This window comes from Pseudonocardia sp. TRM90224 (assembly GCF_021245725.1).
Lineage (GTDB): Bacteria > Actinomycetota > Actinomycetes > Mycobacteriales > Pseudonocardiaceae > Pseudonocardia.
Genome location: NZ_JAJGSX010000004.1, coordinates 11,646 through 24,259 on the forward strand (window position 1 = coordinate 11,646; position 12,614 = coordinate 24,259).

General features: G+C 65.3%; 14 protein-coding genes. 7 read left to right on the plus strand and 7 right to left on the minus strand.

Annotated features, from left to right (window positions below; genetic code table 11):
* Positions 1-18 precede the first annotated feature (18 nt).
* The 3 genes from LL648_RS08475 to LL648_RS08485 are packed head-to-tail and all read right to left on the minus strand — an operon-like array spanning position 19 to position 3,412.
* The gene (locus LL648_RS08475; protein WP_232661900.1) at positions 19-585 is read right to left on the minus strand and encodes a hypothetical protein; all 567 of its coding nucleotides are present in this window, start codon (positions 583-585) and stop codon (positions 19-21) included.
* On the minus strand, positions 582-1,820 hold the full coding sequence (locus tag LL648_RS08480) for a hypothetical protein (RefSeq protein WP_232661901.1): 1,239 nt from the start codon (positions 1,818-1,820) through the stop codon (positions 582-584). Before LL648_RS08480 ends, LL648_RS08475 begins: the two co-directional genes overlap by 4 nt.
* Positions 1,817-3,412: a hypothetical protein gene (locus LL648_RS08485; protein ID WP_232661902.1), complete on the minus strand. Its 1,596-nt coding sequence runs from the start codon at positions 3,410-3,412 to the stop codon at positions 1,817-1,819. The genes LL648_RS08480 and LL648_RS08485 overlap by 4 nt, the downstream gene beginning before the upstream one ends.
* A gap of 327 nt (positions 3,413-3,739) precedes the next feature.
* On the opposite strand from LL648_RS08485, the gene LL648_RS08490 reads away from it, so the two are divergent.
* The 3 genes from LL648_RS08490 to LL648_RS08500 all read left to right on the plus strand — a co-directional run bounded on the left by LL648_RS08490 (position 3,740) and on the right by LL648_RS08500 (position 6,072).
* Positions 3,740-4,186 carry a helix-turn-helix domain-containing protein gene (locus LL648_RS08490; RefSeq protein ID WP_232661903.1) on the plus strand — a complete coding sequence of 149 codons (447 nt, stop codon included), beginning with the start codon at positions 3,740-3,742 and terminating at the stop codon, positions 4,184-4,186.
* 287 nt (positions 4,187-4,473) lie between these two features.
* Positions 4,474-4,881 (plus strand): hypothetical protein, encoded by a 408-nt coding sequence (locus LL648_RS08495; protein ID WP_232661904.1) that lies wholly within the window; start codon positions 4,474-4,476, stop codon positions 4,879-4,881.
* A gap of 78 nt (positions 4,882-4,959) precedes the next feature.
* Positions 4,960-6,072 carry an MAB_1171c family putative transporter gene (locus LL648_RS08500; protein WP_308190274.1) on the plus strand — a complete coding sequence of 371 codons (1,113 nt, stop codon included), beginning with the start codon at positions 4,960-4,962 and terminating at the stop codon, positions 6,070-6,072.
* A 2-nt stretch (positions 6,073-6,074) separates the two neighbouring features.
* Here LL648_RS08500 and LL648_RS08505 read toward each other — a convergent pair whose 3' ends face one another.
* A complete protein-coding gene (locus tag LL648_RS08505; protein ID WP_232661906.1) occupies positions 6,075-6,482 on the minus strand; it encodes an ImmA/IrrE family metallo-endopeptidase in 408 nt (135 codons plus the stop codon).
* 379 nt (positions 6,483-6,861) lie between these two features.
* Here LL648_RS08505 and LL648_RS08510 point away from each other — a divergent pair, with 379 nt between their 5' ends.
* From LL648_RS08510 to LL648_RS08520, 3 genes are all read left to right on the plus strand, one after another.
* Positions 6,862-7,461 carry a mycothiol-dependent nitroreductase Rv2466c family protein gene (locus tag LL648_RS08510; protein WP_232661907.1) on the plus strand — a complete coding sequence of 200 codons (600 nt, stop codon included), beginning with the start codon at positions 6,862-6,864 and terminating at the stop codon, positions 7,459-7,461.
* A gap of 691 nt (positions 7,462-8,152) precedes the next feature.
* A complete protein-coding gene (locus LL648_RS08515) occupies positions 8,153-9,325 on the plus strand; it encodes an FAD-dependent monooxygenase (RefSeq protein WP_232661908.1) in 1,173 nt (390 codons plus the stop codon).
* A 168-nt stretch (positions 9,326-9,493) separates the two neighbouring features.
* Positions 9,494-9,970 (plus strand): prepilin peptidase, encoded by a 477-nt coding sequence (locus LL648_RS08520; protein WP_232661909.1) that lies wholly within the window; start codon positions 9,494-9,496, stop codon positions 9,968-9,970.
* A gap of 20 nt (positions 9,971-9,990) precedes the next feature.
* Here LL648_RS08520 and LL648_RS08525 read toward each other — a convergent pair whose 3' ends face one another.
* Both LL648_RS08525 and LL648_RS08530 read right to left on the minus strand, forming a co-directional pair.
* A complete protein-coding gene (locus LL648_RS08525; RefSeq protein WP_232661910.1) occupies positions 9,991-10,221 on the minus strand; it encodes a hypothetical protein in 231 nt (76 codons plus the stop codon).
* Positions 10,218-10,637 (minus strand): hypothetical protein, encoded by a 420-nt coding sequence (locus tag LL648_RS08530; RefSeq protein ID WP_232661911.1) that lies wholly within the window; start codon positions 10,635-10,637, stop codon positions 10,218-10,220. The genes LL648_RS08525 and LL648_RS08530 overlap by 4 nt, the downstream gene beginning before the upstream one ends.
* A gap of 153 nt (positions 10,638-10,790) precedes the next feature.
* On the opposite strand from LL648_RS08530, the gene LL648_RS08535 reads away from it, so the two are divergent.
* Positions 10,791-10,982, plus strand: coding sequence for a MerR family transcriptional regulator (locus LL648_RS08535; RefSeq protein ID WP_232661912.1), 192 nt, complete (start codon positions 10,791-10,793; stop codon positions 10,980-10,982).
* 157 nt (positions 10,983-11,139) lie between these two features.
* Here the strand turns inward: LL648_RS08535 and LL648_RS45100 are convergent, their stop codons facing one another.
* A complete protein-coding gene (locus LL648_RS45100) occupies positions 11,140-12,549 on the minus strand; it encodes a TerD family protein (RefSeq protein WP_232661913.1) in 1,410 nt (469 codons plus the stop codon).
* Positions 12,550-12,614: the final 65 nt, after the last annotated feature.

The following is a 12,614-nucleotide window of genomic DNA, read 5'->3' on the forward strand; positions in this document are numbered from 1 at the left end:
CCGATCGGTTCGGCGATTTCACAGGGTATGCAGCACGTACCCCAAACCTTCGGGGGCCTGTAGGAGGCGGTGCACGAGGAACCTGCCGGTTATTTCTGCTGCTCGTTCACGTGTCCATGCTTCGGACCCGGGCGCGTACTCTTCGCCGCACCGTCCGACGATTGCGGTGATCTCTGCGTCGCTCAACCGTGCTGCGCGCGCAGTGGCTGCCAGTACGTCCAGCCGGTGTCGGGCGACTCTTCGGGCGACCGGCACCGGTCGGTCGTGGTTGAAGATGTGCCCGAACTCGTGGGCAATCAGCGCGATGCGGTGCAGGGGGCTGGTCCTGCGGTCCACCCAGATGATCGAGCTTCCCGTGGTGAGCTGGATCCAGGCAGCGGATGGCAGTGTTCGTCCGAGCGGCTGGCTGACAATGATGTCGAGAGGTTCATCGAGAAGCTCCTCCGCTGCCACGCGGACCTCTTCCACCGTTGTCGGAGGTGTCGGGAACGCCGCGCGCAGCGCCGCTCGACCGTGACGTGCGAGGACCACATCGCGCGCCTCCTGGGACCGCGCGACGGGTTCTGCAGCGGTGGGCGCTGTCATCGACTCGCCTCCCACACCGGCTCCAAACCTCCGCTGTGCCCATCCGGCATGCTTTCAGCGTGGGTCGCGATCGTGTTCAGCACGATCGCGGCGGCTTCGTCAGCGGGGTGTTCCATCCGGGCTCGGTTGACCGCTGCGAGCCAACGTGCCTCTTGTTCTTCGGTGTGGCCGCCACCAAGGCGACTGAGGTCGGCTCCCTCGGCCGGTCGACAGGCCGGGCCGACGGCGCAGGCCAGCTCTAGGACTGTTGCGGTGGTGAAGGCGCGTGCCGCCTCGCCGCCGAGCCCGAGGTCTCGGGCCAGTCTCGCGGCGACGCACACGTGGTGTTCGCTGATCCGTTGTTGGGCCATCCAGATCCGGTCGCGCGTTTCGATGAGCGCTCCGAGCAGATCGGCACGGTCGCTGCCCAGCGCGTTCGCATGCACAGCCGGCACAGACAGGAGTCGTTCGCTGAGCCAGTCGCGGAGCTCGACAACATTCCTGTAGTCCTCGGTGACGTCGCTGCGGCGGGTTCGCGCCCAGCACGTTCCGCGGATGAACGCCGCAGCGACGGCCACGGTCCCGAGCGCCAGCATGACGGCCAGCACGCCCCACGCGAGGACGAGCGGTGCCCAGGCTCGACCACTGACTCCCCTGGCAACGGCGACAAACTGCAGACCGGCCCAGGCGAGCACGACCAGGGATGCGACGACAGCGAGACGAAGCAGCCGGCGAAGCGAACCCGCGGGTACGTCGTCGTGCTGCCTGAGGACAGCCCGGAGGAACGCCACCGCAGCAACGGCCAGCGCCACTGCCATCAGAGCCCGATACGGCAACGAACCACTACTCGCGCGGAGCACCACTGCCGGCCACGAGCCTTCTCCCGCCAGCGAAGGCGGCCAGGCGAACCAGGCGCTCACCAGAGCCACGAGGAACAGACCGGTCACGCCCGACGTGAGTCGATCCGCCCGCCGATCAAACGGCCAGATCACCGCCTGCTGGGCCTGCACAATGGCGGCAACTGCGATGATCACAACGATGTGCAACAGCAACACGTTGACACACGGCAGGCCAGTCAGCGCCACGAGAAGCGCGGCAGCCGGGTCGACGTAGCTGGTGAGCGCGGCTGCGAGCACCCCCGCGGCCCACCACAGGCGACTCGTCGTGGCGCCTGAGAGTCTCCCCCAGCACCACCACACGACCCACAGCAGAAGCGCCGCGCCGCGGAACGTCCACTCCAGCGCCAGCTCGATCATGAGGATTCCGAGCTGACGTCCGACTCGCTTTCTGGTCCATCTGCGCCGGCTGCCGAGTCGCGACTCGAAGCCTGCTCGGAGCCACCGTCGGAGTAGCGCTCGAGCTGCTGCGCCATCTCGACGGGCTCCTCCGCCGCGGCAGCGGCCGGCATGGAACCGACGACATGCGACGCGAGTGCGAGCTGCTCCGCCTGCGACATACCGCTGGTGTAGTCGCCGGCATACGACCCATCCGAAGATTGATCAGCGCCCCGCGACTCACCGTCCGTGGTTGGCTGCTCAGAGCTGCTCGACGGCTGCTGGCTCCTGCTCTCGGTCGCGCTGTTGTCGGTGCTCGCCAACACCGGCGCCGACCGCTGCTGCTGCTGAGGAACCGGTGTCGAATCATGGCCACCCGCTGAGGCCACAACAGAGTGGCCGGAGGGCTCGTCGAGGTAGTCCTGCGCAGTGTCACCGACACTGTGCACCGTCGAATCAACGGCTTCACCCGAGGTCCCGATCGAGCCCACGACCGCGTCCGATCCGCCGATCGTCGCCCCGGAGTGACCATCGAGACTCGGAGAGGAACGGTATGTCGCCTCGTCATCGATGCCCGGTATAGCCGGCTGCCCTGTGGTGGCCTGCTGCGGTCCTCGACGTCCGTCCGGCCCGCCGGCGGCGAGCACCGAGGGCAGCGGATCCTGCTGGACCGGCGGAGCGGGCAGGCCGCCGAGCGCCAGTACCGCTTGGGTCAGCGGGGTCGTCAGGTCGCTGACGTCCGGGAGCGGTTCCTGCTCAGCGCTGCGCACGCCTTGGGCCAACCGAGAAACCTCAGCGGCCTGGGCCGCCTGATTCCGCTGCGCGAGCGCCAGCAGGCTGCGTAGCGGAGTCACGCTGTCGAGCTGACCAGGAGCAGCGGGCGCGGGCGTGACCGCGGCAAGCGCACTGGTCAACGCAGCGAGCTGATCATTCAGCCGGTTCAGGTCAGCACGGGCCTGCTCGAGCTGCGTCGGCCTGGCGATCAGCGCGAGCAGCTGGGTGCGCTGCTGCTGAAGAAATGCCTCTCGGGCGAGAAGCGCCTGAACGGCAGGTGGGGTCTGCGCCGGGTACAGCGGAGCCAGCGTCGCATCCCATACCTGCTTCGTGCGGTCGATGGCCGCCAACTGGCTGTCGACCGCGGCAAGCGCGATCTGCGCCCTGTCCAGCCAATTGCCGTCGGACGCCGGCTGTGATGTCGACGGCGAAGCCATCTGCATCTGGTCCGGATCTGTGCCGATCCAGAACGCGACTGAGGCGGTCAACACCGCAGCGCCGGCGCCGGTCGCGATCAAGCGCCGACGGCGACGAACTCTCGTCTCCCGCATCGACAACCGCGCTCGAAGCGACCGGGACCGGTCGCGGCCCGCCTTCTTCGTGAAACGAGCAACGGGAATCAGCCCCGTAAGGGCGCTGAGTTCGTCGAACCGTGACACATCCTCGTCAGCACCATCTTCGACATCGCCATCCTCGGCATCACCGTCATCTCTGCCCAGCGGAGCGAGCGCGCGTGCCCGGGCACGATGATCTGCGGTGCAGTAGCGACGACGCGTCTGGCCTGCTCCTGCTGGCGGCACGATGCAATCGCAGCCTGGCAGTGCGCAGTGCACTGTGGTAGGCGCGTTGACGCCCGGGGACGTGTCGTCGCTAGTCACGCCGTCACGCCAATCCGCGTCGCGAGGGTGTGGTGTCGCGGCTCGGATGCACACGAGATCCGGACAGGGAAGCAGGGGCGATCCGTCATGTGCATGGCGAGCCTCCGATATACTCAGCGAACAGTCTGAGCGATTGGACGCTAGTGCGAACGCCTCAGTGAGGATACGGTTCGACCTGAACGTGTCAATGCCGCCCTAGTGCAGAGGTGCCGACGGTCGGGCCTAGGCGACTTGGGAGGTCTACAGCCAGTGAGCGCAGGTACTCCGAACGAGGCAACGCAGCCGACGTTCGCCGAGCTGCTTAATCGACTCTTCGTGACCGTGCACCCCATCGGCGGCAAGCCACTGAGTCTGCGCGAAGCCTCCAAGAGGGCTCGTGAGCTGGGTGGCTCCCTGTCGCACTCCTACATCGGCGAGCTCCGCAGCGGAGCAAAGGATCGGCCGAGCCAGGAGAACGCCGACCTGCTGGCTCAGGTCTTCGGGGTCAGACCCGGCTACTTCAACGACCCAGGTGTGCGGGCGCGTGTCGACCGAGATCTCGACCGACTCGCCGCCCGCCATCGAGACCACAACTTGATCGAGCTAGCGCAGCGAACAGCGAGTTTGGACGACGTCGACCGTGCCGCCCTGGCCGATCTCGTGCAGAACTACCTGCGAAAACGCCGGACAGGGAGCGACGAGCGGCGCCCTAGTTGAGACGTGTCGGCCCTATTCACCCTATCTAGCGTACGCACGATGAGATCGTTCGCTCTAGCGTATGGGAGGAGTGCTCACCGAGCTTCGTATCGATCTTCGATGGCGGTTTCCCGGTCTAGGCTGAGGTTGGCCCGGGCCAAGGCCTCGTTGTTCCTTAAGGAGAGGCCCGTGAGGACGAAGAACCAGGCGCATAGTTTCTACGCCGCCTACGAGTTCGTCGCGGAGCAGGGGCCGGGATGAGTAGGCCGAGCCCGCGCCACCGCCTCGCCGTTCCACTCGAGCGACTGATGAACGGCGTGCAGCGCGACCACAACGAACCCGACACGTCCGAACCATCAGGCCCGTACACCGAAGGGGAACTGCAGAACGCCCTGGCCTCCGTGGATGACCCAGCCGAGCCAGCACGCGCGTGGCTGAGAGCAGCGCTGGCCGACACTATCGTACCGATGCATCCGTCGTACCTGCTCGCTCTATCCAACCTATTCAGCGTACCCCGTGCCTACTTCGACAACGAGATAGTCGCCGAGGCGATCAACCAGCGGATCGACTTCGCCACCTACGCCGCCACGCGAGGCATCACCTTCACTGGCCCCTGCCGGGCACAGATCACCGACAACGAACTCTACAGTCTTCAAATACGCGCCGTCGAGCTGCTCGATCAACACTTGCCGCCGCCGACCGACTCGCAGAAATAGGACCATGAGTACTTCGCGAAAGCGCGCAGACATGAAAGGCAAACCGTGGCGACACAACTTGCCCTGATCGCTGCACTCGTGCTCGGCGCGACCGGAAAGGCCGTTGAGCTGATCCACTCCTCTCGAGAGCCCCGCTTGTGCGCGCTACTGTTCGGATGCTTGACACTGTTGGGAAGCGGACAGATCGTTAGCCTGCCCTCAGTGACACACGCGATCGATGCTGTTTCGTCCACCGGCACCGGGAAGATCACTCACAACGTCGCAACGATGATCGGCCTCAGCCTCCTGCTGCACTTCTTCTTTGCCGCGCTACGCGACAGAGCATCAGCACGGCGGCGAACCACGGTCGACACCGTGATCGTGACAGCGGTTGTATCATGCTTGCTGTTTCTCATGATCGCGACACCAGCCGAGTACCGCGGCCACACCCTGTCGGTCCCCTACATCGCCTACCCCACGGTCTCCTCGTTCTACATAGTCGGCGGCGTCTACTTCATCTATGTCTATGCGACGAGCGCATGGCTCACTTGGCAATACGCTCGCACCCTGCCCATCATCGCAGCCCGGGCACTGTGGGTCATCGTCCTTGGCCTCATTGGCTTAACCCTCACATCAATCACACGAGTGGCGTGGGTCGGCATCCGCACAGTAGGCGCCCCCTCGCCTTCCTGGCTTAACAGCGTCAACTTCCCACTCTCCAACATCTCCTTCATACTGCTCACCCTCGGCCTCGTCGCAGTCGGCGTTGCAAGTGCGCTGCACCGCTGGTCCCTCAACTGGCGCCGCTATCGGCAACTGGAGCCGTTGTGGACGCTGATGAGCCAGACCTACCCCGAAATAGTGCTACATCCTCGCAGATCGAGGCGGACAGAGCCCAACGAGTGGCGTAAATCTGCCAGTTGGAGTGGGCATCGACGCATACAACGCCGACTGATCGAATGCCGCGACGGGCTGGTCAAACTCGGGCCTTGCATCGCTCAGGCCGCCGAGAAGAGCAGCCCCGCTGAACTAGCACCATCTCAGCTAGCCGACATTATCCTCACCGCAACGAGACTCCGCCGACTCCGCAGCGAATCCATGTCATCGACGACTTCGGCGACTCTCGACGCAGTGGACATCAATGACGACATCGACACTCTCATCGCGATCTCCACAGCCCTTCCGCCCAGACGCGAAGCCGAGCCACCTTAACCTCACATCCACACGTTTGGATAGCCTAGCGCCGAGGCCAACCGATGACCTTGTCCTGAGATCGGGGATCCTGCGGACTCGTCCATCCAGCCTAGCAGAATCGTAGCCATCGTCTCAGCCTCCCACTCAGCGGGATCAGCATAGAGATTAGAGACAGCGGGGACCTCAGACTCCAATGTCGACCCGAAGATCAGCTCAATGACGTCATCGGAAATTTCCTGAAAGTCCCCGACTGGTGGTTGATAGCTGTGACGCACGGCAAGCCGGGGGTGGTCGAGGATGATGTGGCTTAGTTCGTGCGCGATGATGTGAACCTGATGCGTGCGACTGGTGCGGCTCTGGTACATGATCACATCACGCAGCTCGTCCCCGCCAGAGATGCCGAAAGCGCTGTTTGGCGGGAGATCCACGGGCTCCAGCTCAATCGGCTTACCACGAGCGGCAGCGACTCGTCCTACCAACGTTTCAACTGCGAATGGCGGGCCGAGACTCAAGCTACGGACCGTGGAACGACACAATCGCCGCAGCTCCGCACGACCCATAACCTGGCGGTTCATCGATAGCCTCCCTGCTCCGGAACCCTCCATCATCCGCCGCCATCACAATCGAAGCAAGGATGAGCGGCCAAGGATCAGCCAATCGGTATCGAGCCGACGACTCTACGACCCGGCGGCTCACCGACCCTGTCCGGCCTGACATGCAGTAAATCTTCGAGGGGCGCTGCGCAACGGGAGGCCAAATGGTCGACAGACGACTCCCCAACCGAGAGACTGTGACAGGGTGGCAATCGTGACCACGGTTGACTGCTACATCGATCCGGTGTGCCCGTTCGCGTGGATCGCATTCTGCTGGCTCCGACAGGTGGAGCCCGAACGCGATCTCGATCTCCGGGTGCGGATCATGAGCCTCGCCGTGCTTAACGAGGGCCGCGAGGGACACCCACGCGAAGAGACCCGCGGACTGGACAGCGCGTGGCGTCCCGTCCGAGTTGCCGCCGCAGTGCAGGCGCGATTCGGGCAATCCGGGCTCCGCTCTTACTTCGAGACGTTCGGCCAGCTCTTCCACGTCGATCGCGTTCGTCCCCGAGACGAGGTAATACGTCAGACGCTCCACCAGCTTCAGGCGGATGATCTATATACTGCTGCCGACTCCACCAACTATGACGAGTCTGTACGGCAAAGCCACAACGCAGGGATGGAACCAGTTGGACTGGACGTCGGTACACCGACCATCCACGTCGACGGCGTGAGCCTTTTTGGCCCCGTCCTAACTTCCATTCCAAAGGGCCGAGATGCACTGGACCTATTCGATGGAACGCTACTCATCGCCCGGAATCAGTCCTTCTGCGAGCTCAAGCGAGCCCGCGTCGACGAGCTACGCTTCGACTAGCCGCGCCCGAGCACAACTACGCCCGACCGAGTGACAGCGGCACGCAGAGCGAGAGCTCAGCCTCCCACTTTCACCCATTCCAGCGTACAGACAAAGAGACCGTTCGCCAGTAGTGTACGACGAAGATCAACCAGGAACCGCGCTCCGCGACGGCAGCCAACGGCTGAGACCTACGACCGCTCTTCGCCGGTCTCATCTACCCGTTGATCGCCGGGCGGGTGTGCGCGTTCCGCCGGTGGCGCCGACAGATCATGCTCAAAAGGGACCCGTTCGACCCCGGACCTCGTTCACCCGCGCCTTCTCAGAGCTCGAACTGCCTAGGCCCGCGTATCGAGGGCGCGGGACCGGTGACCCCTGGGCCGACAGAGTTTCTCCACCACCGCTGCATCGCCGAGAGTTTCGACGGCCTCCGCCTACTCGACGCCGTCACCCACGACGGCGATGCACTCGGTCGCCCAGCCGCAACACACGGTGAGTTGCGTCGGCTGCTCGCTGCGCGAGACCGATACGAGCAGCGCCACCCCGGGCGATTCAGCGGCCACGAGAACGTAAACGCCGCACGCAGCTGCGACCACGACGTGGCGCTGCTCCAGGAGCTCAACACCGAGTTGCAGAAGCTGAGTTCCCTCCGCGGAACAAGCGTCTGACGGCCACCGCGCACTCTGCCCGACACTCGAGGAGAACACCCACGATGCCCACTGCACTGATCATCGGGGGCGGGATCGCAGGCACCACAGCGGCGCTCGCCCTCCAGAAGGCCGGCATCACTGCCGAGGTGTTCGAGGCCGATCCCGGTCACAACCGGGACACAGGCGCGTTCCTGATGCTGGCCAACAACGGGATGCGCGCGTTGGAACCGATCGGTGCCGCTGATGCCGTCGCCGCCGCCGGCGCACCCGTGCTCACCATGCGCATCACCGACGACGCCGGGAATCTCGTCGCCACCGTTCCCTTCGCCGACCACGACAACCCGACCACCTGCTACCGCTGCCTCACACGCTCCGAACTCTGCACCACGCTTCACAACGAAGCCCAGCGCCGCGGCATCGCCCTCACCGCCGGCAAGAGGCTCGTACACACCAGCGATACCGACTCCGGCGTCACAGCGACGTTCACCGATGGAACAACCGTCCATGGCGACCTGCTGATCGGTGCGGACGGCTTGCGGTCTACTGTGCGCACCCAAATCGACCCCGACACCGCACCACCTCGCTACGTCGGACAACGCCTCTTCTACGGCTACTCCTCCCCCCGCACTGAACCAGTTGAGGACCCGAGCGTCTTCCACGTCATACGAGGCGTCGCCCACGGCGCCGCAGCGTTCGGACGCATCCCCACCGCGGAGCGCGGCACCTGGTGGTTCGTCCGCGTCAACGCCAACGAACTCACCCGCGACGAACTCGCCCACACCAGCACCGATCAATGGAAGACCTACCTCGCGCAGCTACTCGAACACGACCCCACCCCGACGCGGATCGTGCACGACACCAACCACCTGTACGTCGCCAACGCCTACGACCTACCCGAGGTCAACACCTGGCACCGCCAGAACACGATCATCATCGGTGACGCCGCCCACGCCGCATCCCCCGCGAACGGCCAAGGCGCCTCGATGGCCATCGAAGACGCCGTCATCCTCGGCAAAGCCCTCCGCGACAACTCCTCCATCAGCCCGGCCTTCGACATCTACGAACAGCTACGCCGCCCACGAGTGGACGCCAACATCGCCGCCAGCGCCGGACTGAGCACACGCGGCTCCTCCCCCGCCGGCCAATCAGGCAAGTACCAACCCCCCGTCCGCCCAGACATCGACGACCACATCGACTGGAGCACCCCCACGACCACTCCGGCACCAGCGATGTAGTCACCGGTGCCGCACTGGAGCTTCGGGGTAGCCGCCGCAGCCGCACTCGGGCTGCTGGCAGGGCTGACCGCAGCGCGACGGTGCGCAGCAGCGCACGACGTCCAGCGGCCAGTCGGTGCCATCAGCCTCGGCCTGGCTGGCGCCGCGGCAGCCGGATTCGTTGCGTTCGTGAGCTGGGACAACCCCGCGGCCGCAATCGTCGTTGTGCATCTGACCCTGGCGGGCTTTCCGCTCGCCGCGATCGATGCCACCACCGGAACGCTGCCACGCCGGCAGGTCTACGCCACATACCCGACCACCGTCATGACCATGCTGCTCGCGGCAGCAGTACAAGGCCCACATCTACTCATTGGAGTTGCGGCCGGCGCGTCTATTCTGTGGGTCTTCTATCTGATCCTCGCGTGGCTGGGTGGCGTCGGTGCCGGCGACGTCCGGCTCGCACCCGTCCTTGGCGCACACCTCGGCTATTCCGGGCTCGTCACCGTGCTGGTCGGCACGGCTGCGGCGTTCGTCATCGGCGCACTGGTAGTCATCGCCCTGGCACCACGCCGCCCGACAACGGCGTTCGGGCAGAACTCGGCCTCACGTCGGATTCCGTTCGGCCCGGCACTGATCGGCGGCGCCGTTGTCGCCCTTCTCGTGTGAGCCGCCGTCGATCGCCGGTCTCAGGCGCTCGCCATGCGCTTCCAGTCCGTGCCGGTCGACAAGGACCGGCGCTCATCGTGTGTCAATGCTTCGAGCGCGAGGGATCGCAACGTGCACGGCCACACGTAGCGGCCCGACTGCGCGCCGGACGAGCACAGCGCGCATCGCCCGGTCCCGTCATCAACGTGCGCAGCCAGCAGCCGATCGGCCAATCCCGGTTCAGCAGAGATCAGCAGCGCGAGCGCGTTCACTGTTGATCGCCGCCCACCGGCGGTGACACCAGCGCCAACACGGCATCGAATTCGCGGGTGGTGAAGCATCCCATCCGGTGCTGCGCATCGGCCCAGCTCGACAGGCCGACCCGGATCTCGTCCGGCTCCAACCCCGACGCCGCGCACACCTGCGCAATGGTGGCGCCATGCGCCAACGCCTCGTGCACCATCTCCCACCGGCCTGACGCCACCCGCTCACCCAACCCGCACGCACACACCACCGCGGACAGGGCGTGACCTGCGACGACGGCCGGTGGCGGCGCGAGGGGCGGCAGGTTCGTTGCCGCGGCGGCGATGACAGTTCGCAGGTGCAGCAGATAGCTATCGAGCAGCTGCGGAAGCGACACGGTCGCGGCAAGTTCGTCGAGCCGTTGGATATGCAGGACACTCTTCATGGGTCAGCCTCCCGGGGCTGATCAAGGGCCCGGCCGGTGTTCCTAGCACCGCGTCCGGGCCCGCCTCATCTAACAAGAGTCAAGCAGCTCCAATCATAGCCAACCGCGACAAGAGGAGACACATCAGGTCCAGGAGCGCCTAACCTCGTCACCGTGACAGAAGAGAAGTACATCTCCAGCACCCAACTCGCCCGCGCCCTCGGCCTGTCACCACGCTCCATCCAGCGCTACGTCCAACAAAAATCGATCACCCCCGAGTTCGTCACCCCCGGCGGCCACTACCGCTGGAACGCCGAACGCGTGAAGGAACAGCTCAAAGCTCTTCGCGAGCGCAGAGAAGACTGAGCCCCCAAGGTCCAAGATCGACTGCGGCGCGCTCTCGAGGAACGTAGCGGCGCTGCCGAACGTAAGACCCGTTATCGGATCGCTCGGCTGTTCAGCGAACGGGAGGTGGACACTCTGTTCCTGTCACTACGGCGCCTGTCGGATCAGGATCAGCCTCCTACCGGTCCACCTCGACGCCGTAGTCGCGGGCAAGTCCGGCCAGTCCATCGTCGTACCCCTGGCCGATCGCACGCACCTTCCACAGGCGGTCGCGACGGTAGAGCTCGAACAGGACCACTGCCCGCTCCGTGGTCAAAGGTGGGACGTCGAACACCAGCGTTGCGTCGCCTTCAAGCCGCACGTGCAAGCCTGCGACATCAACGAACGTCCCCTCGGCCGCGCTGGCGCAGACCGCGACCCGAGACACCCGCTCTGGCACGACCGGCAAGTCGATCTGGACCTCCTCGAACAGGTCAGCGCTTCCCAGGGTCTGCTCGCCTCCGTGCCGGACGGATCCGTCCGGGCTGATCAGTTGGTTGTAGAACACGAAATCGCTGTCCGCCGCGACATGGCCGTGGCTGCCCAGCAGCAACGCGCACGCGTCCACGTCGACCGTGTTCGCCGAGTCGTGCCAACCGACCCGTGCACGCCAGACCACCTCGTGCACGACCATGTTCTCGCCCGGCCGCAGATGTCGCACGGACCGGGTGACATCCGGCCCCTCGACAGGCTCGGGCACCGAACCCGCCTCGGGCAACTCGTCAATGGCACCGGCTGGTCCAGCGCACCGGGCCAGCCGCTTGGTCATCCGCGCCCGAAGACTGTCCGAGGCGATCGGGCGCAGCAGCGCGTCGCGAAGGATCCCGCCAGCCTCAGCTTTCTCGCCCTGTTTGACCAGATCAATCGTCAACCGGTCGACACACGCTGGACTCGCGTGCCCGGTCGCAACAGCCTGGCGCATCAGCGTCCAGGCATCGTCATGCGAACCGTCTCGATATACGCGAAGCGCATTCTCACTCAACAACGCTCCAAGCGATGGGCGATCACCGAGGCGCTTCAGCAGCCCGGGCAGCTGGGCGGAGAACATCTTCTGGTCCTCGACCGACATCGTGCCCCACCGATCTGCACCCCGCCCGACACCAATCACCAGCCACAGCTTCTCCACCCGCACCGACGCCGGCATCCGTTCCACGATCCCCAGCAACGCCACCGCGCTGACTGCGTAGGTGATGTAGTCCAGATACGCATCCCAAACATCACCATCGTCAGGCGACGCGACCAGCGCTGCATCGAACGCCTCCAGAGCGTCGTCTCGCCGGCCCTTCTGGTAACGCCGCACGGTGGCCAGGCCCAACCACGCCACCCCTAACGCCGCATCGTTCTCAGCCTCCAGCGCACGTACGGCACGCAGGTACATCTCTTCGAGACGAGCTCGGGTCTCCAGGCTGCGGTCGAACTCCCGCTCCGCGTCGTCGTGTGCCGCCCGCGCGGCGGAGAGCAGCTCCGCGCCCGTCCCATCCACAGCGGCCAGTGCCCATCCAGGTACGCCGCTCGACGACGCCGGCACGGGCCGATCGAGAAGTCCCACACCCGCATCCTTCCCAATTCAGGCACCAACATGAGCGGTGGCGCCGCAGATGTTGTGCTGCCGGT